Raw genomic sequence first — 25,755 nt, 5'->3', positions numbered from 1 at the left:
ATCAATTTTTCCTTTTTAATAAATTATCCATAACACGTAAATAATCACGGTATTGTTGTTCTGGGCTATCGCCCGTGTTCAACATGTTCTGGATTTCTGACGAGCCGTGAAAATCATGATTAAACGCAACGAAGTATAAATAAGAGCGGATCAATGCTTCATTTTTAAACCCCATCGCAATTAAATCCAGATAAGCCTTCTTTAACCGTTTGTGCAGGTTGTGTTCATTTTCGACTAATTCACTATGCTCAACTAGAATACGTTGTCGGATCTGGGTCACATAAGCCTCATCTTCCGCATTAATAAATTTAGCGACTTGTTCCTTACTGAGTGTCAACATAATTGTGTTGCCTTAACAAAATAATCATTATTATCAAAAGAATATACCCACTCATGAATACCGTCAGTGAATGCCGACAATTGCTCTGGACTGAAAATATTCCGGATTTGATGCAGAATTCGGGGATCGTAAAAACGCAGTAATGCTGTTTCCCCTGTTTCCAACTCAACATTCAGGTAGTTTTCAAGGTGACGAGTCAGTTTGTCCAAAGACAGTGTGGTGTGTAGCCAGGACACCGAAGGAGCAACCTTTTCCAGCGTAAATAGCTTTTCTTCCCATGATTCCGCATAAGCCATATCAAACAACCATGGCCCCGCGAACGCAATTTTGGCGTCTGGGTATTGCCGGAACAGGGGATTATTCGTACCGTCGATATACTTAATCTCCTCAGTAAAATGACGTTCATACTGTAGGCCATTGACTAAGGCATACCATTTCATTTCGTGATGCATTTCTCTGTATTCACTCCATTTTTTCTGTAATTCCGGTGTCATGACTGCCCCCTGATAACCATTGCCGTACCATTCAGTTCCGCTTTCATCAGGCAGGTCAGACAGATTTCCTCCAATGGAGTGGTTAAGAGTTTCTCTGCCTGCGCCACACTCGCTTGTTTCAGCCCATCTAGCATATCCGGCAGTTTACCGCCCCAGCCTGAACCATTACCCGGTGAGCCGCTGCCAAAGTTAATGCTCGCGCTGCTGGTAATACCGCTTGCATCGATTTTGAGGAAGTGTCCGGCAGCCTGTAGGGTCAGTTCACTGCCGGCATCAATTACGACTTTAGTGCCAGAACTCAGGTGAATTTCATTGCCGCTTTGGGTTAACAGCGCATCGTCTGCTTTGATATGGAGCTTTTGGCCCGTAGACAGAGAAATGTCATTGCCTGCCTGTACGCGGTATTCATTGTCAATGCGTAAATGAGCATCATGTTTGATATGATGTGTCCGGTTGTGCCCGATATTACGGGTTTCATCATTCAGAACCCGTGTATTCATATCTCGTTGAGCGTGAATAAACACCTCTTCGCTTCCTTTCTCATCTTCAAAACGCAATTCGTTAAAACCATTACCTTTATGGGTTTTGGTTCTGAATATAGTGCGGGTCTTTTCCGCAGGTAAATTCAGCGGTGGACGGTTAAGGCCGTTGTACGTGCATCCGGTAATAATCGGGCGGTCAATATCGCCGTTGAGATAGGAGATGATCACTTCCTGACCGACTCGTGGGGTTGCCAGAAAGCCAAATCCGTTGCCATTCCATCCTTGTGCAACCCGAACCCAGCAGGAAGCCTGATCGTCAGGCGCGTCATAACGGTTCCAGTGGAAGTGAACGCGAACCGCACCATCTTTATTGACATAGATTTCTTCAGTGTCTGGCCCGACAACTGTTGCGATTTCATCGCCATCAGCCAGTGGTTTATAGCGGTAGGGTGGACGCCAATCGTTGCGGCCTGGAATAAATTGGGTCTGTGAATTTAGCGTTGTACCAGTGCCGCCATCACCTAAAACAGCAGGAACATGCCCTTGATGTTGGGAAGAGACGACTTGCCAGCGGTCATTCATGGCGTCAATAGGGTGGTTAGTTAGTGTGAAGATCCTGCCCGGCATGAGTCGAATGCAATTACTGTCCGCTTGTCCTGATTTGCTGTCAGCCCGTAAAGCTTCCAGCCGGTATTGGGTAAATGGAATGCCCTCTTTATCCTTCTGAAACCGTCCGTAACTTTCGAAAATACGAAAGGGTGTACTGTTCTCTGCCGCAAAATCCGTTGCGTTATGCTGTAAAGCATAATTAGGGTTGTGGTAATTTCTGTCTTTCTGGTCGATAGATTCAGGGCGCATGTGGGAGCCAAGAGACCATGTGTAGATAACATTTTCTGCTATTGCGCTGGTGACATCTGGGTTGTACATCAGCGTATCGGGTGCTCTCATGTTTAAGTGGCTATCACTCACATAGAGTCCGTCATCCGCAAACCAGAAGAAAATCCCCTCTTCAGCCGCAAGGCGGGTAAAGAAATCATAGGAGGATTCCCTTTTCATGGTGACGTATTCCCGTATTGTATGCGGGTTATTCAAATGCATATTGGCCCTGAGTTTCTTCTGTTTCAGGATGTTTTGTAAAATGTCGGGAACGCTGAGCTGGTGATAGATTCGGCTGTCCTGATCGAGGGTCAGAAGCCACATTTCTGGTCTGACGGTCAGGTGATACAGTGTTTGATGCCGGTTTGTGGCACCAATAACCGCACTTGCAACCAATCCTTTCACTTCACGTTGCAGAATATCGTCACGAGTGACGGTGAGCAGTGCGGTTTGGAGCAGCAGGGTATCGGTATCAATATCGGAACGGTGTGCCGCCAGTGTCAGAGACAGGGTAAATAACGATGAAAGTGCTTCGTCTAACGTAAAGTCAACTACCGCAAAAGTCTTGGGTTCCAGGTTGCCGATAGTGCAGGAAAAGCAGAGTCCGGTTTTCATGATTTCTCCTCGTTACGTTACATGATCTTCTGATGTCCGGGCATGTTGTAAAATTCCCAATACTCGCCTGTGGTGTCATTGATGACAGTTAATTTGTGAAGGCTGGTTTCTGCCAGGCAGAGAGAGAAAACGGTATGTAATGTCTTGGCAAAGGCATACATTTCCCCTTCGTGTTGGTAATTCTCTGGTGTCATACGAAGTGTGATTTTTTGGGCTCTCACAGGAATACTTTTACTCATATGATAAAATGGATCAGTGTAGATTTTGCTGAGGCCATCGGCCATGCGCTGAATACGCCGACTACGCGGGGCGTCCAGATGCGTGAAGGTATCAAGTTGTTTGACCAGAGATCTTACGGTATCGATATGGCTGAGAAAAAAGGGTCCAATCGATAACAAAGATAGTATCGGCCAATGCTGATGACTGTTTATGACGGCAGGAAAATCTTTTGATGCCGGTACAATATTTCTGGCCTGAATGTGGCTGAGTATCTGCTCGCTGGGTGTGCAAATTTGCCCGATGCCCAGTGTACGCGCTTGTGTATTAATTTTCTGATATTGGCAGTAAAAATCGCGGTAATGGTGTTCTGTTACAGGTTTTGCCTGATGATCATAAAACATGAGATTAATTTGACTGCCACCAAATGGAGATTCTTCTCGTATATGGTCATAAAGCAGTATTTTGTCACCGGGTTCGGCAAAATAGCAGGCTGCTAGTTGCGCGCTATTGATAAGAGGAATGTCGTGATCAGAACCGCCAGAGATTTCCTCTGGTTCAGATTGGAGTTTAACGTTGTTAATACCAAAGATTTCGTCTGCCGCTAAGACATAACGCGATTTGCCGTTTTCAAATGCTATCGGTTTTGTTTTGGCCGAAACCAGGTTGATAGCCGGTACGCAGTGGGGAATAAATGCGGGTGTAATATCCTCTATGGGAATATGACGGTCAAACTCTAAAATAATGGTAAATTGTTTATCCTCTCCCAAAGGAAGTTCAGAGATCTCCTCCGATAAATCAAATGACATAAAGTCATTAACATGGGGTAGATAAAGGTATTCGTATAGCACCTGCAACGGCCAGAAATAGTCATGTGGCCTCGGCAGGACAAGATTTTCTTTCAGACGTGGAGCGATCTCGATAGACAGGCACATCCTCTTTTCTTCGAGGGATGTTTTCAGATAAGTGTTATTCAGTGATTGATCTGTGTATTTCGTCAGTAAAGACGCCAGTTTTTGATCTGCTCCCAGAAAAAGCATGACTTTTCCTGTCTTCCAATTGCTGGTTTGTCCGTGATATTGAAAGGTCAGTGATATCAGGCTTTTGTCTTCGCCGTGCGCCAGGGTCTTATGGATTAGAGTGACTGGCTCAATGCTGATATCTTGGGTAGTTTTGAACGTAATGGCTTGGTTATGTTGTATGGCGGAAATTTCACTGCCTTTGGCAATATGTGTGGCTTCAGTCATGCTGCCCGGTTGAATATCTAACTGGATAACACTGGTTGAAGGGATCGGATGTAGCGGTATCGGCCATACCTCTCGTAAAAGAGGATTGATAACTTCAGGGAAACCATCATTAATTTTTTGCTGAATTCCGGCGGTCAGAAGCGCAAAACCCTCCAGTAATCGGAGAATATCAGGGTCACCTGATTCGGCGGTAAATGAAGCAAGGTGTGGGTGTTCTTGCGCCGCGTTGCCGCATATCCTGCTTTATTTGTGAAAGCGATTCCCTATAGAAGTCTTCAAAATTTTTCATACTTACGCTTGTCTCTTTTATATTCAACTATTAATGTAAATTTATATTTTGAGCTGATGAATATCAAGGTTGATTGTTTGAATGTATGAAAATTGTGTTTTAAAACATTTGGTGATGTAAATTTTATAGGTGTTCAAGTAACTTGATTATATCGTTTATTTTCATGAATTTTATTTGGGGAAATTTGCCTTAATTAAGTTATGCCACCGTGAGCGTCAGATGTCGGCAGCGGAAATTAATATTCCATGAATAGTTAAGAGAGGGAAATATGTTACGTTCTGTTATTGTGGTTGGGGATTCAACTTCGCATGGTGGCAAGGTGTTAACAGGTGATGAAAACTGTGATGTGTTAGGGAAGAAAGCGGCTCGGGTTGGGGATGCTGTATCCTGTCCAAAATGTGGCGGCAATCAAACTATCGTGGAGGGGACGCCAGGAATAGTCGGCTCTAATGGGCAAACATATGCTCTGGAGGGAATGAAAACCTCTTGTGGGGCGACATTGATTGCTTCGCAAAGTCTATTTCAGGCATAGGATGGCAGTAAAAGGTAATACTTTGCCTGAAATAGAACGGGATGATTTAAGTACGTATGTTCAGTTCTTCATCATTTTTTTACAAACTACCCGGTTGACGTGGTGGATTTCGGCCTGACATATTGGTTGTAGTACTGCGTATATTTTGACCAATTATATCAATGCTAGCCTGAAATGGTGGAAATGGCAGAGTAATGCCATGTTTGTGAAACTCTTGCAGAATAAGCTGGTGGACTTCATGACGGACAGGCATTCTGTGCCCCATTTCAGCAGCATAGATCCGGAGTTCAAATATCTGAATGCCATGCTGGAGGTCGACCAGGTAGACTTCAGGCGCTGGGTTATCAAGGATCAGCGTGCAACGCTTAGCCGCAGTTAACAGGATTTGGGTGACTTGTTCGCTGTCGTTCTCTGCGGGAGCAGGGATTGTCAGTACGACACGGGTGATCGTGTCAGACAATGACCAGTTAATAAACTGCTCGGTGATAAATGCTTTGTTAGGAACAATAATTTCTTTTCTGTCCCAATCTGAAAGTGTTGTTGCCCGGGTGTTGATCTTGGTGATGCTCCCGGTCAAGTTACGGATGGTGACGGTATCACCAATACGGATAGGTTTTTCAAACAGGATCATCAGACCGGAAATGATGTTGGCGAAGATCTCTTGTAAACCAAAACCAAGCCCAACCCCAAGCGCCGCAACAAGCCATTGCAGTTTTGACCATTCAATACCGATCAATGAGAAGCCTACTAAGCCACCAATCAGGGTAATGGTGTATTTGGTCAGTGTGGTAATGGCAAAGCCAGTACCTGGAGTGAGTTCTAAATGCTGCAATAAGGCCAGTTCAAGTAATGCGGGCAGGTTACGTACCAGTTGGGTGGTAATAATAATCACCAGTATGGCGATTAATATGGAACCCATGGTGATGGGCTGAATAGTTTCTACGTTGTTTACGGTTGTGGTGACGTCCCACAAGCGAATATTTTCCAGGAATGAGAAAGCTGAATGGAGTTCTGACCAGAGTAAAATCAATGAAACTAGTGCAAACATGGTGAGAATTGAGCGTACCAACCCCAATGACTGAGCACTGATTGCATCCAGATCAATAATGGGCTCCTCAACTTCAATAGCACCTTCGATGCTGCTTGAACCCGTTGTATCATCTTCTCCTTTGGCACGTTGGGCCAGAATTTCTGCTCGCCGCTGTTTTGCCCGCTCGAAGGCGATCTTGCGTCGCTGAATTAACATCCAGCGACGGATAATATGGTAAATAACTAGCAGGAAGAACCAGATAGCAACAGAGGTCTCCAAACGCCCCAACAATGCTTGTGATGTACTGAAATATCCCAGGATAGAAGCCAGAGCCGCGACTATTGGAGCGGAAAGCAAAATCCACCAGAGCGCTGTATTGATAACGTTTTCACCAGAACCGTTTTTATCCAGATAAAGTGGGACTTTTGCCCGTTTCAGGCTATTGGTAATCAGGCTTAATGATACGCACAATACCAGGAAGCAGAGCCTGCCAAGTGTGGAGGAGAATTCTCGATCACTGTAATGTTCGAAAGTTATCAATGCCATCACCAATGGCACAATAACAAAGATAGATAGCTGGTAGAATCGTAATGCCCGTTTGACCCGCTCTTCTGGCCAACGGAAATGAGCAATGAATAATCCGTTTGGATGTGCAAAAGTAGCACTCAATATAAAGATCCATAAGACGGGAGTTGTAGCACTGACACCATAACCAATGGCGGTTGCCATAGGATATTGCCAGGCGCTTTGTAACCCGTAGCCAACCGCAGACCAGAGCATTGGCAAGGGTAACGCGACAATAACCGACCAAAATACGGTACGTAAAGTGAGGGAAAAGTGATCATGGGTTACTTTGCCGATACGGTTACTGGCACGTTCTAGGAATGCGTGATAATGGCGGAGAGAACTAATGCTGAATATCACCAGCAATAGCGCTCCAAATAGATACAGTAGTGTATCCTGAGTGGTCAGCATGACAATCAGAGCTCTGCTTAACTGAGAGAAGGTATCCAGCGATAATAAACGGGTTAAATCATGCACGACATTGATTGGGTAATCGAGCGCAACAGGGTTAACATCTGCAACCCAGAATAGATAACGGTGTGTGGCTTCTTTGACTTCTGTCAGTGCATCATTTAGCTGGTTAGTAGCCACTTTCAGTTTAGTCAGTTCAAGAATTTCACTGTCATAACCAGATAATAATGAATTGAGTAATTCCTTGCGGGTACGAATGAGAGAATCATAAATCCGCTCTTGTTCGTTGGTTAACGTAACATTACTTTTTTGTATTGGTTTTGCTTCTTTTTGTAATTGCTCCAGCATGTCTTCGTATTTCAGTCGATCGACCCTGAATTTCACAATGTTCCGATCGAGTTGTTGGGGTTTAGACATGTCAGGCAAACGGGCAAGCTGCGTTCGGAGCGCTTCTCCAAGCGTTGTGGAGTCGCCAAGCCATTGAGCTTGTTCTCGAATGGTACTCAATGCTTGCCGAACCTGAATAATATCACTGGCTGCTTGGCGTTGTTTGTCGCCTATGATGTTCATTCGTTGTGCTTGCTGATTGAGTTCCTGAGATAAATTTCGGTTCAGTTGTAATTCATCAAGCAGAAATTTGGGTAGCTGATCACTTTGTTCTGCCAGCATCTCTGTATGTTCTAGGGCTAATTCTGCTTTTTGCTGGCGTTGTGCGTTGAGTTGATTGCGGAGTTGTTGAAGCTCAAGATCAAGTCGATGATACCGTTTTTTGAATAGTTCAACCCGCATACGGGAAATTTCCTGCCGATTATTAGCAGAAAGTTGAGCTATTTCGAGTTCATTGACTGTCGCTTTGTGGGCATTGACTTCAGCTTGAGTAAAGGCAAATTGAGCCTCTCCTAATGGGGAGGATGGTGTTCCTAATGATTGCAGGCGAGAGGATGCTTCAGTTAGCAGGCGTCGCGCTTCTGATTGTTGCTGTGGTAATAGTACTAGAGAGTCGCCGATTTCCCGTCCTTTATCCTGCTCTTGCTGTAATTGTCCTCCTTGTTCTATTAACCGGCTGCTGACCTGAATAATCTGTTGCTCAATGTTTGCAATGGGTTGGTTAGCAGGAATTGGGCGCGGAGTATCACTTTCAGAGAGTAATTTTTGACGAAGTTCTTTCGTTATTTTAGGGAAATCATCGATGGCAGTCTGATACTTTTGCGTTCTGTCATTAGCGGCTTTAGTATCGGCAATCCAATTGAGTGCGCCTTGCAGCGCCTGGGCAACTTCTGCATCCTGCGGATTTTTGCTGGATTCAATTTGTTTCAGCTCTTGTTTGAGCTGGTTTTCATTAAGTTGAATAGCAGCAAAAGTCGGATTAATAATGAGCAGGCTAAGCAATAAGCTGATAATCAGGCGCACGATAGAGGGCTCTCCTTGGAAAGGTACTAGCTTATGTTGTCAGTGGATTATTCTGGCGTGATAGCTTGGGCTAACAGTTCACCCATGCAGGTTGCTGAGCCACTGCTCAGATGCCCGGCTAGTTGTACCTGATTTGGTGCAAACAGGTTAATAACGGTAGAGCCCAATTTGAAACGCCCCATTTCTTCACCTTTCTTGAAAGCAATTGCGCCAGTTGTACCGGCTTCCGGGTAAGTCCAGCGTTTTATAATACCTTCCCGTGGTGGTGTCACTGTACCGCACCAGGTCATTTCAATGCTGCCGACGATAGTTGCACCAACCAGAATTTGTATCATGGGGCCAAATTGAGTATCAAACAGGCAGATGACTCTTTCATTACGAGCAAATAAATTTGGCACGTTGGCGGCAGTCAATGGATTGACAGAGAACAGATCACCTGGCACATAAATCATCTCTTTCAATAATCCATCACAAGGCATATGTACACGGTGGTAATCTTTCGGCGATAAGTAAGTAGTTACAAACTGCCCATCACGGAATATTTCTGCTAACTGGTGATTTCCGGCTAGCAAGGCTTCAAGTGTATAGTGGTGCCCTTTGGCCTGGAGAATTTGATCTGCTCGGATATGGCCTAACTGACTGATGATTCCATCAGCAGGCAGTGCCAATTGATGTTCTTCGCAGACAATTGGGCGAACATCATCTTTTAATGGACGAATAAAGAATTCATTGAATGTTGTATAGGCAGAAAATTCTGGCGATTTCGCTTCATTCATATTCACTTTATAAACACGGGCAAATGCCTTGATTGCCAGTTGAGTCAGCCAGCCAGCCTTTTTGTTTGCAAACCAGCCTGCCAGATTAGTAAGTCCCTGTTTAGGGAGTAAATAATGCAACCTGATTTTAATGTTATCCAGCACGTCAACCTCTTGGATTTTATTATCGGCGAATTAGACAAAAGGGCGTTATTGTACCTGCCCTTTTATTTAATGTCAGTTAGCTATTGTTATTTGTAAATGTCTTGCGTGGTTTAATTTGGTCCATGCTGTCGAGAATACGATGGTAATTCTCAAAACGCTCCTCAGCGATTTCATTGGCTTCTACCGCTTTTCGCAACGCACATTCTGGGTCATCCCGATGTTTACAATCACGGAATTTGCAGTTTCCCAGATAATCATGAAATTCCACGAAACCTTGAGTTACCTGTTCTGGTGTTAAATGCCATAGCCCAAATTCCCGTACACCAGGAGAATCGATAACATCACCGCCATGTGGAAAATGATAAAGGCGGGAGGCAGTTGTGGTGTGCTGACCTAAACCAGAAACGTCTGAAACCTGATTGACCAGAATTTCTTCTTCGTCTTCCGGCAGGAGGGTATTGAGTAAGCTTGATTTACCCACACCAGATTGACCGGCAAAAATACTGACTCTGCCAGCGAGCATTTTCACCAATTCTTCCATACCTTCGCCAGTATGGCTGGATAGCTTTAATACTCTGTAACCAATGTTATGGTACGTAGACATCACTTCGTTGACCCACTCACGGCTTTCTTCATCGAGTAGATCAATTTTATTCAGTACAATCAATGGTTCGATGTTCAATGTTTCACAGGCAACAAGGTAACGATCGATAATATTGAGTGAAAGTTCAGGAAGAATTGCCGAAACGATGACTATTTGGTCAATATTGGCCGCGATAGGCTTAATTCCATCATAGTAGTCGGGACGCGTAAGTGCAGAAACACGCTCATGAACCGCTTCAACAATACCATTCACTTTAACATCCGTTTGTGTTTGCAGTGAAGGCCGCCATACTACTCGATCACCTGTTACTAATGAACGGATAGTTCTGCGAATATTGCAGCGTTGTATTGAACCGTCTTTTGCCTCGACATCAGCATGTTGGCCGAATCGGCTAATAACCAGCCCTTCCTGAGGTTCACCTAACTGGCTATCATCCAATTCAGGTTTGTTATCCTGTTTTTTCAGCTTGCGTTGATGATTTGCCTGTACTCGCCGTTGCTGGCCTTTGGATAGTTTATGTTTAGCCAACCAAACCTCACTTGTTCCACATGTGTCGCTGCTATGTCTTAAAAGCGTTATGATACACTATTAATCAGAATTATCTCTCCAACCTAGGATATAATATGTCAAAAAGTGAACACAATCTTATCTGGATAGATTTGGAAATGACGGGCTTAGATCCAGAGCGGGATCGCATTATTGAAATTGCGACAATTGTCACTGATGCAAATTTGAATATCCTAGCTGAAGGGCCAGTTATTGCGATTCATCAGTCTGATGAACAACTTGCTCTGATGGATGAATGGAACGTGAGAACCCATACTGGTAGTGGGTTGGTTGAACGTGTTAAAGCAAGCAAGATTGATGCTCATGGAGCAGAGAAGGCGACGATTGAATTTCTGGAAAAGTGGGTCCCAGTAGGTGTTTCTCCCATTTGTGGCAACAGTGTTGGTCAAGATCGACGTTTTCTATTTCGTTATATGCCTGAGTTGGAAGCCTATTTCCATTACCGCTATCTGGATGTCAGTACTCTGAAAGAGTTAGCCCGTCGCTGGAAACCAGAGATCTTGGCTGGGTTTAAGAAGCAAAATACTCATCAGGCACTGGATGATATCCGCGAATCAGTTGCTGAATTGACTTATTATCGGGAACATTTTATTCAATCGTAATTAAGAACGTTTTATTTTTATTCTTTGTTGAGATGATCACGCAAGCTCAGTATGGCGATTAATTAATCTACATTGGTGTTTAAATCGTCACTCGATAGAAAAGTTTATTTTTTTGCGTTGGGGGGCTTGCGGGCGTAAGGATTTCTCGTATAATGCGCTCCCCGTACCAATGAAGAATTTCATAAGGTATGGATGACATACTAAAAAAGATATGCGGGAATAGCTCAGTTGGTAGAGCACGACCTTGCCAAGGTCGGGGTCGCGAGTTCGAGTCTCGTTTCCCGCTCCAAATTTTGTAGTCAGTATGTTGTTACGGGCTTATTATTAGCCAGTCAGCGACGCGGGAATAGCTCAGTTGGTAGAGCACAACCTTGCCAAGGTTGGGGTCGCGAGTTCGAGTCTCGTTTCCCGCTCCAAATTTTGCAATCAGTATGTTTTTTCAGGCTATCATTAGCCAATCAGTGACGCGGGAATAGCTCAGTTGGTAGAGCACAACCTTGCCAAGGTTGGGGTCGCGAGTTCGAGTCTCGTTTCCCGCTCCAATTCTTCCTATCATATCGATAGCCTAAAATATCCTTCTCCGCTTCGGTTTTTAGTCAGCACTACATCTACATGGTGTGGCATTAGGTGAATTTCCCTTTATTCTTTAAACGTTGAACCGCATCTTTTACTGGTGTGACTTCACCCGTTTTAACCTGTTGTTGCCCTAAAGCCAAAATTTTTAACAACGCCATAGTTTCTTGAGTCTGCCCATATTTGGAGTTTCCTATGCCATTAGAATCCTTGAACAGGAGCTTGGTGTAGAGTGGTTTCATCGGTATCAAGGAATTATTGAACTGACAGATATAGGGGACAGCTTGCTTCGGAAAGCCCAAGCTATTCTTGGTTTGGCTCAGACTATGCGACAAGAAGCCTCCAATGTACGAGGGATGAAATGGGGACGTTGAGGATCGGATCATTTGATCTAACTTCATCCCTGCGGCTGTTGCCAGCGGTACTGGCTGACTATCGCAGACTTTACAGGTATTAAGGTTCATGTTGATGAGGGACCTGAAGGCAAGTCGTGCAATGGCTTATGGATAGGCGAGTAGATGTGGGATTTGTGACTCTACCTTGTGAGAACGGAAAAAGGTTTTTATGGATAGTTTGATCGGCGTCATCTTGTTGCCATGGTTAAGGTTTTGCCGTAATCGGTCGGTTCGCTGATAATTAGTTGAAGGCGTATGTGCTAATTGCGCTGGAGGGTTGTGCATGACGTATTCTTGGTGAAAATTAGGTGCGCCGAAGTTTTGTGTTTTTTCAGGTAGGTGTTGTTCGGTTGAAGGTTGTTTGTTCGAAAGTAACTAACTTAATTTCAATAAAGAGCAATAGGGGTAAGAAATGAAAAAACTACTTTTTCTGGCATTATTGGGGGCAGTATCTCCTGTACTAGCTGCGTCACACACTATTGTTAAGACTGTTAATCCACCTATTCTAATGGTGTTCTCAACGGGTACCGGCTCTTCTCTTAGTCAGTTTTCATTGTTATCGACTGATTTCCCTTCTGGGACATTGAACGCAACCAAAAAGTTGTCATCAGTTAACTGGAGGACTTCGTCCTATCCCACCACAACTGGAGAGCGAGCGGAACTCTGTTACTCCCAACCTTATTCTTCGACGGAGGTTCTTTGTATTCCCGTTGCGCTCAATTCGGCAGGAAGTACTGATGTATTTAACAACTATCGGTTTGACAATGGCGTTAGAGTGGTTATCCGTCATGTGGTGACAAACGGCACACCTTCGTATTATCACAGCCCAGCCGGGCAGGAGCTGGTATCGTTCACTTACAGTTACTAACTGTATATCTGAGATAGTTTGCACAACAAATGTCAGCCCTTTTGCGAATAGGGCTGATATCAAGAATTCCAAAATATTTTTCAACTTCCGCTTGCCAAATTTTCCAAGGTAGTACATAATGCACTCCTTTCATCGCCCGTAAATGATAAAAATATCTTATTAATCAATGAGTTATGTAGATTTAACAGGCTTGCTTCTCGTTTCAGGTTGCTTATTCAGTGGTAGTACTTACTTATTTTAATTCGATTTTTGGGGTTGCCTTCTTCGGTCAAGGCTCTTGCTTTTTATCCACAGAATGGAAAGTAATCGCTCGGTAAATAAGTACGACACCTTAAAATTACCACACAGACTTATCCACAGGCTGCTTCCTTTAAATTTTTCTTATTCTAAGTTTTACAAAATAGATGTTTCTTCTGTAACCTATTGATAGCTTTTCGGAATGCTTCTTTGTTAATAAATGTCATATTGATCACTTGCGCTTTTTTTGAGCATTGATCAGCAAGGGTTTTTTATTTTATTCACAGGGGAATTATCTGATTCTTTTATGCGTTATATAAATGGCTAATAATTAAGCATCTCTGGGTAGGCCTTTGATTACCGCTCGGATAAGCCGTTTTTGTTGTGAAGTTTGTAGATTGACAATATTAGCGTCTCGGCGAGTCATCTGTTGTTCAATAGCCCAATGAATATGTTCATCAATCATGGTGTTTAATCCTAGTTTCTGTTGTAGAGAAAGAACGATATCGTCTTGATATGGCGCGTTTCCCAGAGCAACAATAATGTTGCGTAACCAGCGTAAATGACCAATGCGGCGGATTGCAGAACCTTCTGTTATTCGCAGGAATTTTTCTTCACTCCAATTGAATAAATCTAATAATTTCGGTGTATGTAATGTTGCTCGTGGACTGAAATCACCTTCATCTGTCAGTTGAGAAAAGCGGTTCCATGGACAAATAATCTGACAGTCATCACAACCATAAATGCGGTTTCCCATTAATGGGCGAAATTCTTCAGGAATAACACCTTCCAGTTCAATCGTGAGATAGGAAATACAACGGCGGGCATCAATGACATAAGGGGCGACAATAGCACCTGTTGGGCAGGTTGTCATGCAAGCCACACAGCGGCCACAATGTTCTTCCTGTGGAGTGTCTATTGGCAAGGGAAGATTAATCAACAGCTCACCAAGGAAAAACCATGAGCCAGCTTCTTTATTAAGAATAAGTGAGTGCTTGCCAACCCAGCCTAAACCGGATTTAGCAGCTAGCGGGCGCTCCATTATCGGAGCTGAATCAACAAAAGGTCGGAAATTTAGGGTTCCCTGATATTCAAAGTCATAGCAATAGTCTTGAATTTGTTCACCCAGTTTCTTCAGGCGTTGGCGTAGTAGTTTGTGATAATCTCTTCCCAAGGCATAGCGGCTTACATAGCCGAGTTCAGAATCATTTAGCGTGCTGGCAAAAGAGGCTTTGGCAGGAAGATAATTCATTCTTACACTAATAACTCTCAATGTCCCTGGCAGTAGTTCATTAGGGCGTGTACGCATCATACCGTGGCGTTCCATCCATGCCATCTCGCCGTGATACTGTTTATCCAGCCATTCCTGAAATTTTGGCTCTTCCACTGATAAATCAGTATCGCAAATACCAACTTGCTGGAAACCAAGGGAGAGACCCCATTGTTTGATATTTGCGGTCAGGAGATTGAGGTCGAGAGGAGTTGCCATGGTGGAAATTAGTTTATGCTGTAAGGAACCTTAGTGTAGCATAATTTGTTTCGGGCTAAAAATAATGGGTTTGGTAATGAAACAATGAAACCTGAATAGAAGGCGTTAAATGTTGATAATAGGGCTGTGTTAGGGTTATCGTTTTAGCTGATGAATTAATAAAACAGCAGATATTATTCGATGAAAGAACTTGTTTTGTCACTTCAAGATGAAGATGCGACGGTTTCTCTTGGGAGTGCAGTTGCGGTTGCCTGTAATCGTGGCAGTGTAATTTATTTATATGGTGATTTAGGTGCCGGTAAAACTACATTTAGTCGCGGTTTTTTGCAATCTTTGGGTCATAAAGGGCATGTAAAAAGTCCAACTTATACTTTGGTTGAACCTTATGCTTTAATACCGAGGCCGGTTTACCATTTCGATCTTTACCGGTTAGCTGATCCGGAAGAATTGGAATTTATGGGAATACGCGATTATTTTCATCAGGATGCTATTTGTCTGGTGGAGTGGCCTCAGCAAGGAGAAGGTGTATTACCGGATGCAGATATTAAATTACATTTGAGTTACCAGTCTGAAGGGCGACAGGCACATTTTATCGCTTTGTCTGAATATGGTGAGAGCCTGTTAGATAATTTGAAATATTTATGAGGGATCACCCGAGTATGATTCGTGCTTTAGTCGCAAAAATGATAAAGAAATGGCAAATTAGTTTTATGATGATTTGTTCGTTGTTTATCATAATGAACAGCTTGATGGTGACAACAGCAATAGCGGCAACTTTATCCAATATTCACGTCAGCAACAGTATAAGTGAAGCTAAAGTGACCATGGTTTTTTCAGATGGTCGCCCTGATTACAGTTTTTTCCCACTACATTCACCGGAACGTTTAGTCGTAGATATTCACCAGTCTGGAAATATTATTGGTTTGCCAATGAGCTTGCCGGGGCAGGATTTAGTGAGGAAAATCCGATCCAGTCAACCACCTGTGCCACAAAAAAAACGTATCGTGCTTGAACTAAATCATAAAGTTAAAGTCAACTCTATAGTGCAGCAATCTGGGAGTGAATATCGGGTTATCTTTACCTTGCGGGCTTCCGACATATCTGTCAGCAATCCTGTTTTCAGAGAGAGTTCACAGGTGGCTGCAAGTAAGCCGTTACCCACTAACAATAAATTACCTGCGACAAAGAAAGCTGTTCCTCAAAGAGTACCTAAAGGTGGTCAGCAGGTCGTTGTTGCTATTGATGCAGGACATGGTGGACAAGATCCTGGGGCAATCGGACAACGTGGACTGAAAGAGAAAGAGGTCACTATCAGCGTAGCGCGTAAACTTGAGGCGTTGTTACGTAATGATCCTATGTTCAAACCTGTTTTGACTCGTGATGGCGACTATTTTATTTCTGTCGCTGGTCGTTCCGAGGTTGCGCGTAAGCATAGCGCAAATATGCTGGTTTCTATTCATGCGGATGCTGCACCTAATCGCAGTGCGCGTGGTGCCTCTGTTTGGGTGTTGTCAAACAAGCGTGCAAACAGTGAATTGGGGAATTGGCTTGAACAACATGAGAAACAGTCTGAGTTACTGGGAGGGGCTGGTGATGTATTGGCTAATGGTACAAATCCTTATCTGAGTCAGGCAGTGCTGGATTTACAATTCGGCCACTCTCAACGGGTAGGTTATAATGTTGCTGTACAAATTTTGAGTGAATTACGTAAAGTTGGTTCATTACATAAACGTTCTCCAGAGCATGCCAGCTTGGGTGTATTACGTTCACCGGATATCCCTTCAATTTTGGTAGAAACAGGATTTATCAGTAACTCAGCTGAAGAAACATTACTTGGATCTAGTGATTTTCAGGATAAGCTGGCAAGTGCTATCCACAAAGGATTGCGTAACTATTTTCTGGCAAATCCATTACAGGCTGCACCAGGAACAGCCGGGAAGTAAGGGTTAAAAATATGGCGATCAAGATCTTACCTCCTCAATTAGCAAACCAAATTGCTGCTGGCGAAGTAGTAGAACGTCCCGCGTCAGTAGTAAAAGAGTTGGTGGAGAATAGCCTTGATGCTGGAGCTAGCCGCATTGATATTGAAATTGAGCGTGGTGGGGTAAAGCTTATCCGTGTCCGTGATAATGGCTGTGGAATCAACCACCAGGATATTGCTCTGGCGCTGGCTCGTCATGCGACTAGTAAGATTGCAACACTGGATGATCTGGAAGCCATTATTAGTATGGGATTTCGAGGAGAAGCGTTAGCCAGTATCAGCTCGGTTTCGCGTTTGACATTGACTTCTCGTACAGAAGAGCAAAATGAAGCCTGGCAAGCATACGCTGAAGGGCGGGATATGGAAGTGACAGTAAAACCGGCGGCGCATCCGGTGGGCAGTACTGTCGAAGTGCTGGATTTGTTTTATAACACACCGGCCCGGCGCAAATTTTTGCGAACAGAAAAAACGGAATTTGGTCATATTGACGAAGTTATAAGACGTATTGCGCTGGCGCGTTTGGATGTATCAATTAATCTGCATCATAACGGTAAACTGGTTCGCCAGTACCGGCCAGCCAAAGATGAATCACAGCATGAACGGCGGTTGGCCTCTATTTGTGGTACTGCTTTTATGCAGCAAGCGCTTTCTCTTTCGTGGCAGCATGGAGATTTATCTATCAAAGGATGGATTGCTGATCCAATGAATGCTACTGCGAGTGGTGATATTCAGTATTGCTATGTTAACGGGCGTATGATGCGCGATCGTTTGATCAATCACGCTATCCGTCAGGCTTATCAGGATTTGATACAGGGAGAGCAGCAGCCGTCTTATGTTTTGTATCTGGAGGTTGATCCGCATCAGGTGGATGTTAATGTGCATCCGGCAAAGCATGAAGTTCGTTTCCATCAAGCCCGTTTGGTACATGATTTTATCTATCAGGGTGTGACAGCCGTATTAAAACAACGCGGAAGCAGCACCGAGCTGGATATGGCATGCTGTGAACCTGCCCCAGTTTGGGAACCGGAAAACCGCCCATCCGCAGGCGAAAATCATTTTTCCCGGCAAAATAGCGCCGCATCTGTGGCAACTTCATTACCCAAGGAAGTTTCGTCAGTCAGAAGCAGCTCCGTTTCTTCTCGTAGTGGTGAAAACTATCAATATCATGGTGGTAATTATCAGAAACGTCAGGGGGAGTTGTATCAGAAAATGATGCAATCTGTACCGGAGCCTGAAGGGAAGAGAGAGTTATTTCCGACAAGAACCGCTCCTGTTACGGCGGAAAAGATAACTTCTATTCCTGTTCAGGTTAAAAATAACAGTCATAGTTTTGGTAAGGTATTGAGCATATATCCGCCATGCTATGCTCTGATTGAATTTCCGTTAGGCATTGGATTGTTATCTTTGCCAGTTGCTGAACGTTGGTTAAAACAAGTACAGTTAACGCCAACGGAACAAGGATTGAAATCACAGCCACTTTTGATACCGCTAAAACTTTCTCTCAGTAAAGAAGAAGCTGATGCTTTAAATCGTTATAGTGACTTATTAGGCTCTTTTGGTATTGAAGCATCTGTATTTCATGGAAAAGCAACACTACGTGCGGTATCGTTACCATTGCGTCAGCAAAATCTGCCTAAATTAATTTCTCAGTTGTTAGGTTATTTGGCACAGCAGCCGTCAGCATCGGTAGAACAGGTTGTAACCTGGTTTGTTGATCATATCGGTAGTGAGCATGAAACGTGGAATGTTGCTCAGGCAGTACAGTTGTTGGCTGATGTTGAGCGGCTTTGCCCACAACTGGTAAAATCTCCGCCAGGTGGGTTATTACAATTAATTGATTTACAAGCAGTGGTGGCATCCCTTACTCATGAGTGATCAGAAAACTCAATATCTGCCAACGGCAATCTTTGTTATGGGGCCGACGGCTTCAGGCAAAACAGCCTTATCTGTCGCTTTACGCCAGCATCTTCCTGTGGAACTGATAAGCGTTGATTCTGCGCTGATTTATCGTGGAATGAATATTGGCACGGCTAAACCGACTGCGGAAGAGCAAGCATTGGCACCTCATCGTTTGATCGATATTTTGGACCCTTCTCAGTCCTACTCTGCGGCTGATTTCCGTCGTGACGCATTGAAAGAAATGGCAGAAATTACAGCTTCTGGGCGTATTCCCCTACTGGTTGGTGGAACTATGCTCTATTTCAAAGCATTACTTGAAGGTTTATCACCTTTGCCTTCTGCTGATCCGATTATTCGGGCAAAGATAGAACAACAAGCGGCAGAACAAGGATGGGATGTATTGCATCAGCAATTACAGAAAATTGATCCTGTGGCTGCATTAAGGATTCATCCAAATGATCCGCAGAGACTTTCCCGGGCATTGGAAGTTTTTCTTATTTCAGGTAAAACTCTTACTGAACTGACTAAATTGTCAGGCGAAGATCTTCCTTATCGTGTCTACCAATTTGCTATTGCTCCAGCGAAGCGTGAGATCCTTCATCAGCGTATTGAAGCGCGTTTTCATCAAATGCTTGAATCAGGGTTTGAAGAAGAAGCTAAAGCACTTTATGCTCGTAATGATTTGCATGTGGACTTACCTTCTATTCGTTGTGTTGGTTATCGCCAGATGTGGTCCTACCTTTCCGGCGAGATTGACTACGATGAAATGGTTTATCGTGGTATTTGTGCGACGCGCCAGTTGGCAAAGCGTCAGATGACTTGGCTTAGAGGTTGGAAGCAGGTTCATTGGTTGGATAGTTCCCAACCGGAGCAGGCTTTAAACACTGTGATGCAGGTTGTTAGTGCATAGGTTTGTTGATTGTGTACAATTGATGAGTACCAAAGCGCAATTTTTGAGTAGTTCATTTTTTCGAACCTCCAGGTTCTTAGTTAAAAACAACAAAATAAGGAAAATATAGAATGGCTAAGGGGCAATCTTTGCAAGATCCGTTCCTGAACGCATTACGGCGTGAAAGGGTCCCGGTTTCTATTTATTTGGTCAACGGCATCAAATTGCAGGGTCAGATTGAATCTTTTGACCAGTTTGTCATTTTACTGAAGAATACAGTTAGCCAGATGGTTTATAAACACGCCATCTCTACTGTTGTGCCTTCTCGCCCGGTTTCTCATCATAGTAGCAATGCTGGTGTAGGGGCCAGTGTAGGTAATTATCACCCCGGGGGAGCCTCTGCTCCAGCAGCACAACAGGAAAGTGATGGCGCTGAATAAGCTTGAGAATGACTGAATGAAGAAAAACATAGGTAGGGAGGTTTTACCTATGTTTTTTCCTGTAATTTTTGACTCAGCCTGAGAGGTCGCACCTTTGTTTGAGCGTTATGAAGGCGGTGAACAAGCCGTTGTGGTGCATGTTTTCTTCTCGCAGGATAAAGACACAGATAATCTCAGTGAATTTGAATCACTGGTAACTTCTGCTGGCGTGGTTCCTGTGCAAATTGTCACGGGGAGTAGAAAAGCTCCTCACCCGAAATATTTTGTCGGAGAAGGTAAGGCTGAGGAGATTGCTGAGGCTGTAAAGGCCAGTAGTGCTGATGTTGTGTTATTTAATCATGCACTTAGCCCTGCACAGGAACGCAATCTTGAACGGCTTTGTCAATGTCGGGTGATCGACCGTACCGGCGTGATTCTGGATATTTTTGCCCAACGGGCACGAACTCACGAAGGGAAGTTACAGGTAGAATTGGCGCAGTTACGCCATCTTTCTACCCGTCTTATCCGGGGATGGACTCACCTTGAACGCCAAAAAGGTGGGATTGGTCTAAGAGGGCCGGGGGAAACTCAGCTTGAGACAGATAGGCGTTTATTGCGGGATAAAATTCGCCAGATTTTGAGTCGTCTCAGTCGGGTTGAGAAACAGCGTGAACAGGGGCGTCAGGCGCGGAATAAAGCGGATATACCGACGGTTTCATTGGTAGGATATACCAATGCGGGTAAATCGAGCTTGTTTAATTGCATGACTTCCGCTGAGGTTTATGCGGCTGATCAACTATTTGCTACACTGGACCCAACATTGCGGCGGATTGAAGTTGATGATGTTGGCACCGCGGTGTTGGCTGATACTGTTGGTTTTATCCGCCATTTGCCTCATGATCTGGTGGCGGCATTTAAAGCCACATTGCAGGAAACCCGGCAGGCAACATTATTGTTGCATGTCGTTGATGCTGTAGATAATCGTATAGACGAAAATATTGCAGCAGTTGACAGTGTACTGGAAGAGATAGACGCTCATGAAATTCCGGTACTGCTGGTGATGAATAAGATTGATATGTTGGGGGATTTTACACCGCGTATTGATCGCAACGAAGATAACTTACCGGTCAGAGTTTGGTTGTCTGCGCGAACCGGTGAAGGTATCCCGTTGTTGTTAAAAGCGTTGACGGAGCGTCTTTCGGGTGAAATCGCACACTACGAGTTGCGCTTGCCGCCAGAGGCGGGTCGTTTACGCAGTCGCTTCTATCAACTTCAGGCAATAGAGAAAGAGTGGATAGAAGAGGACGGCAAAGTTGGTATCGAAGTGAGAATGCCGATTGTTGACTGGTGCCGTCTGTGCAAACAAGAACAGGGTTTGCTTGATTACATCGTCTGATTTGTCTGGCGGATGAATATCAGAAAACTTGTGTGATTGAGAGTTGGCTTGTTTACAAGCAGCTCTTAGCCTGAAAAACCAATCATAAAAGAATGGAGCTAAAACATGGCGTGGAATCAGCCCGGGAACAACGGACAAGACCGCGACCCGTGGGGGAGCAGCAATAATAATGGCGGCAACTCTGGCGGGAATAAAGGTGGTCGAAACCGTGGGGCATCTGATCTCGACGATCTGTTCCGTAAGCTGAGTAGTAAACTTGGTGGTTTCGGTGGGAATAAGGGCGGTAATGGTTCTGACCAAGGGGCAAAATTTGGTGGGCGTATTGTTAGCCTTGCCGCTGTCGCTATAGTCGTCATTTGGGCCGCTAGTGGTTTCTATACGATTAAAGAAACAGAACGTGGCGTTGTTACTCGTTTGGGTAAATTGAGCCATATTGTGCAGCCTGGTCTGAACTGGAAACCAACGTTCATTGATGAAGTTGTTCCAGTTAACGTGGAATCTGTTCGTGAGCTGGCGGCATCTGGTGTGATGCTGACTTCCGATGAGAACGTTGTTCGTGTGGAAATGAACGTCCAGTACCGTGTGACTAATCCAGCCGCTTATCTCTATAGCGTAACAAGCCCTGATAACAGCTTGCGTCAAGCAACAGACAGTGCAGTTCGTGGTGTTATTGGTAAATACACCATGGATAAAATTTTGACTGAAGGTCGTACTATTGTACGTAGTGATACCCAACGGGTACTGGAAGAAACTATTCGTCCATACAAAATGGGTATAACTCTGCTGGATGTCAACTTCCAGGCTGCCCGTCCACCAGAGGAAGTAAAAGCTTCATTTGACGATGCGATTGCTGCTCGTGAAAACGAACAGCAGTACATTCGTGAGGCGGAAGCTTATGCTAATGAAGTTCAACCACGTGCAAATGGCCAGGCTCAACGATTAATCGAAGATGCTAAGGCTTATAAAGCACGTGTGGTACTGGAAGCTCAGGGTGAAGTGGCGAGTTTTGCCAAGATGTTACCTGAATATAAAGCTGCACCGGAAATTACTCGTGAGCGTTTGTATATTGAGAGCATGGAAAAAGTACTGAGTAATACCCGCAAAGTTGTTGCTAATGAGAACAGTAATAGCTTGATGGTCCTGCCATTAGAACAATTGTTCCGTAATGATGCAGCCAGTGGTAAAACGGTCATGGAAAGTCAGCCGGGTAATACAACAGCTTCCAGTCCGCGGGTTATTCGTCCGACAATACCGTTGAGTTCAAACCGGACAGTAGATTATAACCATACAGATAATCTGCGTAATGACACTGTTAGAGTAGGGAGACAATAATCATGCGTAAGTCGTTTATTGTTATTATTGTCGCTGTACTGGTTGCTCTGTATACCTCAGTGTTTGTTGTGCATGAAGGACAGCGCGGCATTGTTCTGCGTTTTAGTAAGGTTGTCCGTGATGCAGAAAATAAACCAATTGTGTATGCGCCTGGTTTGCACTTTAAAGTGCCATTTATTGAAACAGTGAAAACACTTGATGCCCGTATTCAAACTATGGATATTCAGGCTGATCGGTTCCTGACCAGTGAAAATAAAGACCTGATTGTTGATTCTTACCTGAAATGGCGCATTATCGACTTTAGTCGTTACTATCTGGCTACTGGTAATGGTGATATTTCTCAGGCTGAGGTTTTGTTGAAACGTAAGTTCAGTGACCGTTTGCGCTCTGAAATTGGTCGTTTGGATGTTCGTGGTATTGTGACTGATTCTCGTGGCAGATTAACTACCGATGTTCGTGATGCTCTGAACAAAGGTACGACTGACGGCGAAGCGGTAACAACCAGCGAAGCAGATGATGCTATTGCATCCGCTGCGGCTCGTGTAGAGAAAGAAACTGCGGGTAAACAATCGGCAGTTAATCCGAACAGCATGGCTGCTCTGGGTATTGAGGTTGTTGACGTGCGTATCAAGCAGATTAACCTGCCGTTGGAAGTTTCCGAAGCTATTTTCCAGCGTATGCGTGCAGAACGTGAAGCGGTAGCCCGCCGTCACCGTTCTCAGGGGCAGGAAGAAGCAGAAAAATTACGTGCAACAGCGGATAAGCAGGTCACTGAAACATTGGCAAAAGCGGAGCGTGAAGCCCGTACTTTGCGTGGTTCCGGTGATGCAGAAGCGGCTAAATTGTTTGCTGATGCATTCAGTCAAGACCCGGATTTCTATGCCTTTATCCGTAGCTTACGTGCTTACGAGAAAAGCTTTAGTGAAGGTGGGAAAGATGTTCTGGTGTTAAGCCCAGATACTGATTTCTTCCGTTATATGAAAGCGCCTGAAAGGCGAGCTGTTCAGCGTTGATAGACTTTTAAGTCTATAAGTAAGGCCCGCATCAGGCGGGCCTTGTCATGTTTGGTGGGTTAACAAAAATAACGGATGTGATAAAAATTACTGAAAGGTGTGAAATGAGATGTTAGAATCCATTTTTAAGCAACCGAGTGAATTTTGAAATGGGTAAGAACGTTGTCGTATTGGGCACCCAATGGGGTGACGAGGGCAAGGGCAAGATCGTCGACTTGCTGACTGAACGAGCTAAGTATGTTGTTCGTTATCAAGGTGGCCATAATGCTGGTCATACACTGGTTATCAACGGTGAAAAAACCGTTCTCCACTTAATCCCATCGGGGATTTTGCGTGAAAATGTTATTAGCATCATTGCAAACGGGGTTGTATTAGCGCCTGATGCACTGATGAAAGAGATGAACGCATTAGAGTCCCGCGGTGTTCCTGTTCGCGAACGTCTGCTTATTTCAGAAGCTTGTCCGCTTATTCTTCCATACCATGTTGCATTAGATAATGCCCGCGAGAAAGCCCGTGGTGCAAAGGCCATTGGTACGACCGGTCGTGGCATTGGTCCTGCATATGAAGACAAAGTTGCACGTCGTGGCCTACGTGTTGGTGACTTGTTTGATAAAGAAGTATTCGCTGCCAAACTGAAAGAAATTATCGAATATCATAACTTTCAACTGGTTAACTATTATAAAGAACCTGCGGTTGATTACCAGAAAACCCTTGATGAAATTATGGCTGTTGCCGATATTCTGACGGACATGGTTATTGATGTTTCTGACTTGCTGTACAAAGCAACTCAGAAAGGCGAACTGGTTATGTTCGAAGGAGCACAGGGCACTTTGCTAGATATCGACCACGGTACCTATCCATATGTGACCTCTTCCAACACTACGGCTGGTGGCGTTGCAACAGGTTCCGGTTTAGGTCCATGTTATGTTGATTATGTTCTGGGGATCATTAAGGCTTATTCTACCCGTGTAGGAGCAGGTCCGTTCCCAACAGAATTGTTTGATGAAACGGGCAGTTATCTGCGTGAAAAAGGTCAAGAGTTCGGTGCGACTACTGGCCGTAGCCGTCGTACTGGCTGGCTGGATATTATTGCTATCCGCCGTGCAGTACAGATCAACTCGTTGTCAGGTTTTTGTATGACCAAGTTGGACGTATTGGATGGCTTGAAAGAAGTGAAAATCTGTGTTGGTTACCGTATGCCTGATGGCTGCGTAATTGAAACCACACCTCTGGCTGCGGATGATTGGGAAGGTATTGAACCTGTCTATGAGACAATGCCAGGCTGGGATGAAAGTACTTTTGGTGTGAAAGAGCACAGCAAGTTGCCTTTGGCAGCGTTGAACTATATTAAACGTGTAGAAGAACTTACCGGTGTTCCTGTTGATATTATTTCTACAGGCCCAGATCGTTCAGAGACAATGATTCTGCGTGATCCGTTTGATGCCTGATTGTGCCAATAATTAGGTAAAGCCGGGCTTTTCAGCCCGGTTTTTTGCTATTTATCATGGCCTTTTTTGCTTAACTACCAGAAGGTCAACAGAATTTTGGCTAATTCATGGTATATAATTTGAACAAATACTTATTTTTTCAGTTTGTTCTCGGATATATTAACTTATATCTCATTATCCAGAGGTTGATGTGCAGTTAACGAGTTTTACAGATTATGGATTGCGCGCGCTAATTTATATGGCCGCTTTGCCGCAAAGCCAGATGACCAGTATTTCTGAGGTCACTGATGTTTATGGTGTTTCTCGTAACCACATGGTAAAAATCATTAACCAATTGAGCCACTTAGGATTAGTGGATGCTGTTCGTGGTAAAAATGGCGGCATTCGTCTGGGTAAACCAGCAAAGGATATCAGAATTGGTGATGTAGTGCGTGCTCTCGAGCCATTATCATTGGTTAACTGTAGTCAGGAATCTTGCCATATTACGTCTGCATGTCGCCTGAAAGTGGTATTAAATCAGGCAGCCGAGAAGTTTTTAGAAGAACTGGATAAGCATACTTTAGCTGATATGGTTGAAGACAATATCCCCCTTTATAAGCTGCTGCTGACCGAATGAA

22 protein-coding genes and 3 tRNA genes are annotated in these 25,755 nt (G+C 44.3%); 16 read left to right on the top strand and 9 right to left on the bottom strand.

Annotated features, from left to right (window positions below):
* Window position 1: 1 nt before the first annotated feature.
* From BDD30_RS10775 to BDD30_RS10760, 4 genes are read right to left on the bottom strand one after another with little or no spacing between them, the layout of a single operon-like run.
* The gene (locus BDD30_RS10775; protein ID WP_015836171.1) at window positions 2-340 is read right to left on the bottom strand and encodes a hypothetical protein; all 339 of its coding nucleotides are present in this window, start codon (window positions 338-340) and stop codon (window positions 2-4) included.
* Window positions 334-834 (bottom strand): DUF4123 domain-containing protein, encoded by a 501-nt coding sequence (locus tag BDD30_RS10770; protein WP_015836170.1) that lies wholly within the window; start codon window positions 832-834, stop codon window positions 334-336. Before BDD30_RS10770 ends, BDD30_RS10775 begins: the two co-directional genes overlap by 7 nt.
* On the bottom strand, window positions 831-2,807 hold the full coding sequence (locus BDD30_RS10765; protein WP_015836169.1) for a type VI secretion system Vgr family protein: 1,977 nt from the start codon (window positions 2,805-2,807) through the stop codon (window positions 831-833). Before BDD30_RS10765 ends, BDD30_RS10770 begins: the two co-directional genes overlap by 4 nt.
* A gap of 17 nt (window positions 2,808-2,824) precedes the next feature.
* A complete protein-coding gene (locus BDD30_RS10760) occupies window positions 2,825-4,438 on the bottom strand; it encodes a type VI secretion system baseplate subunit TssF (RefSeq protein ID WP_231849250.1) in 1,614 nt (537 codons plus the stop codon).
* A 389-nt stretch (window positions 4,439-4,827) separates the two neighbouring features.
* On the opposite strand from BDD30_RS10760, the gene BDD30_RS10755 reads away from it, so the two are divergent.
* A complete protein-coding gene (locus tag BDD30_RS10755; RefSeq protein WP_015836167.1) occupies window positions 4,828-5,091 on the top strand; it encodes a PAAR domain-containing protein in 264 nt (87 codons plus the stop codon).
* 79 nt (window positions 5,092-5,170) lie between these two features.
* Here the strand turns inward: BDD30_RS10755 and mscM are convergent, their stop codons facing one another.
* The 3 genes from mscM to rsgA all read right to left on the bottom strand — a co-directional run bounded on the left by mscM (window position 5,171) and on the right by rsgA (window position 10,558).
* Window positions 5,171-8,506, bottom strand: a complete 3,336-nt coding sequence (gene mscM, locus BDD30_RS10750; RefSeq protein WP_015836166.1) for a miniconductance mechanosensitive channel MscM — start codon at window positions 8,504-8,506, stop codon at window positions 5,171-5,173.
* Window positions 8,507-8,553: 47 nt separating this feature from the next.
* Complete coding sequence (asd, locus tag BDD30_RS10745) at window positions 8,554-9,426, bottom strand: archaetidylserine decarboxylase (protein ID WP_015836165.1); 873 nt, start codon at window positions 9,424-9,426, stop codon at window positions 8,554-8,556.
* Between the two features lie 76 nt (window positions 9,427-9,502).
* Entirely contained in the window at window positions 9,503-10,558 is a 1,056-nt protein-coding gene (gene rsgA, locus BDD30_RS10740) for a small ribosomal subunit biogenesis GTPase RsgA (protein WP_015836164.1), read from the bottom strand.
* Between the two features lie 95 nt (window positions 10,559-10,653).
* Here rsgA and orn point away from each other — a divergent pair, with 95 nt between their 5' ends.
* The 4 genes from orn to BDD30_RS10720 all read left to right on the top strand — a co-directional run bounded on the left by orn (window position 10,654) and on the right by BDD30_RS10720 (window position 11,741).
* Window positions 10,654-11,199, top strand: coding sequence for an oligoribonuclease (orn, locus tag BDD30_RS10735; protein WP_015836163.1), 546 nt, complete (start codon window positions 10,654-10,656; stop codon window positions 11,197-11,199).
* A gap of 213 nt (window positions 11,200-11,412) precedes the next feature.
* Window positions 11,413-11,488: transfer RNA gene (locus BDD30_RS10730), tRNA-Gly, on the top strand.
* 51 nt (window positions 11,489-11,539) lie between these two features.
* Window positions 11,540-11,615, top strand: a tRNA-Gly gene (locus BDD30_RS10725).
* A gap of 50 nt (window positions 11,616-11,665) precedes the next feature.
* Window positions 11,666-11,741 (top strand) — tRNA-Gly (locus tag BDD30_RS10720).
* Window positions 11,742-11,822: 81 nt separating this feature from the next.
* Here BDD30_RS10720 and BDD30_RS23905 read toward each other — a convergent pair.
* Entirely contained in the window at window positions 11,823-12,107 is a 285-nt protein-coding gene (locus tag BDD30_RS23905) for a hypothetical protein (protein ID WP_197535142.1), read from the bottom strand.
* Window positions 12,108-12,579: 472 nt separating this feature from the next.
* On the opposite strand from BDD30_RS23905, the gene BDD30_RS23150 reads away from it, so the two are divergent.
* The gene (locus tag BDD30_RS23150; protein ID WP_015836161.1) at window positions 12,580-13,035 is read left to right on the top strand and encodes a hypothetical protein; all 456 of its coding nucleotides are present in this window, start codon (window positions 12,580-12,582) and stop codon (window positions 13,033-13,035) included.
* A 568-nt stretch (window positions 13,036-13,603) separates the two neighbouring features.
* Here the strand turns inward: BDD30_RS23150 and queG are convergent.
* Window positions 13,604-14,761, bottom strand: coding sequence for a tRNA epoxyqueuosine(34) reductase QueG (gene queG / locus BDD30_RS10700; RefSeq protein WP_015836160.1), 1,158 nt, complete (start codon window positions 14,759-14,761; stop codon window positions 13,604-13,606).
* Between the two features lie 180 nt (window positions 14,762-14,941).
* Here queG and tsaE point away from each other — a divergent pair, with 180 nt between their 5' ends.
* The 10 genes from tsaE to nsrR all read left to right on the top strand — a co-directional run bounded on the left by tsaE (window position 14,942) and on the right by nsrR (window position 25,754).
* Entirely contained in the window at window positions 14,942-15,406 is a 465-nt protein-coding gene (gene tsaE / locus BDD30_RS10695) for a tRNA (adenosine(37)-N6)-threonylcarbamoyltransferase complex ATPase subunit type 1 TsaE (RefSeq protein ID WP_015836159.1), read from the top strand.
* A gap of 14 nt (window positions 15,407-15,420) precedes the next feature.
* The gene (gene amiB / locus BDD30_RS10690; protein ID WP_041382536.1) at window positions 15,421-16,704 is read left to right on the top strand and encodes an N-acetylmuramoyl-L-alanine amidase AmiB; all 1,284 of its coding nucleotides are present in this window, start codon (window positions 15,421-15,423) and stop codon (window positions 16,702-16,704) included.
* Between the two features lie 11 nt (window positions 16,705-16,715).
* On the top strand, window positions 16,716-18,617 hold the full coding sequence (gene mutL / locus BDD30_RS10685; RefSeq protein WP_015836157.1) for a DNA mismatch repair endonuclease MutL: 1,902 nt from the start codon (window positions 16,716-16,718) through the stop codon (window positions 18,615-18,617).
* Entirely contained in the window at window positions 18,610-19,551 is a 942-nt protein-coding gene (gene miaA, locus BDD30_RS10680) for a tRNA (adenosine(37)-N6)-dimethylallyltransferase MiaA (protein ID WP_015836156.1), read from the top strand. The genes mutL and miaA overlap by 8 nt, the downstream gene beginning before the upstream one ends.
* A 110-nt stretch (window positions 19,552-19,661) precedes the next feature.
* The gene (gene hfq, locus BDD30_RS10675; RefSeq protein ID WP_015836155.1) at window positions 19,662-19,970 is read left to right on the top strand and encodes an RNA chaperone Hfq; all 309 of its coding nucleotides are present in this window, start codon (window positions 19,662-19,664) and stop codon (window positions 19,968-19,970) included.
* Between the two features lie 94 nt (window positions 19,971-20,064).
* Complete coding sequence (gene hflX, locus BDD30_RS10670) at window positions 20,065-21,345, top strand: ribosome rescue GTPase HflX (protein ID WP_015836154.1); 1,281 nt, start codon at window positions 20,065-20,067, stop codon at window positions 21,343-21,345.
* Window positions 21,346-21,450: 105 nt separating this feature from the next.
* A complete protein-coding gene (gene hflK, locus BDD30_RS10665; RefSeq protein ID WP_015836153.1) occupies window positions 21,451-22,677 on the top strand; it encodes an FtsH protease activity modulator HflK in 1,227 nt (408 codons plus the stop codon).
* Between the two features lie 2 nt (window positions 22,678-22,679).
* Window positions 22,680-23,690, top strand: a complete 1,011-nt coding sequence (gene hflC / locus BDD30_RS10660) for a protease modulator HflC (RefSeq protein ID WP_015836152.1) — start codon at window positions 22,680-22,682, stop codon at window positions 23,688-23,690.
* Between the two features lie 149 nt (window positions 23,691-23,839).
* The gene (locus BDD30_RS10655) at window positions 23,840-25,138 is read left to right on the top strand and encodes an adenylosuccinate synthase (protein WP_041382534.1); all 1,299 of its coding nucleotides are present in this window, start codon (window positions 23,840-23,842) and stop codon (window positions 25,136-25,138) included.
* A gap of 190 nt (window positions 25,139-25,328) precedes the next feature.
* Complete coding sequence (nsrR, locus tag BDD30_RS10650) at window positions 25,329-25,754, top strand: nitric oxide-sensing transcriptional repressor NsrR (RefSeq protein ID WP_015836150.1); 426 nt, start codon at window positions 25,329-25,331, stop codon at window positions 25,752-25,754.
* The last annotated feature ends 1 nt before the right edge of the window (window position 25,755 follow it).

This window comes from Photorhabdus asymbiotica, from assembly GCF_003634575.1.
Taxonomy (GTDB): domain Bacteria; phylum Pseudomonadota; class Gammaproteobacteria; order Enterobacterales; family Enterobacteriaceae; genus Photorhabdus; species Photorhabdus asymbiotica.
The sequence above is the reverse complement of the archived record's forward strand: the minus strand, read 5'-3'. Positions and strand labels throughout refer to the sequence as shown.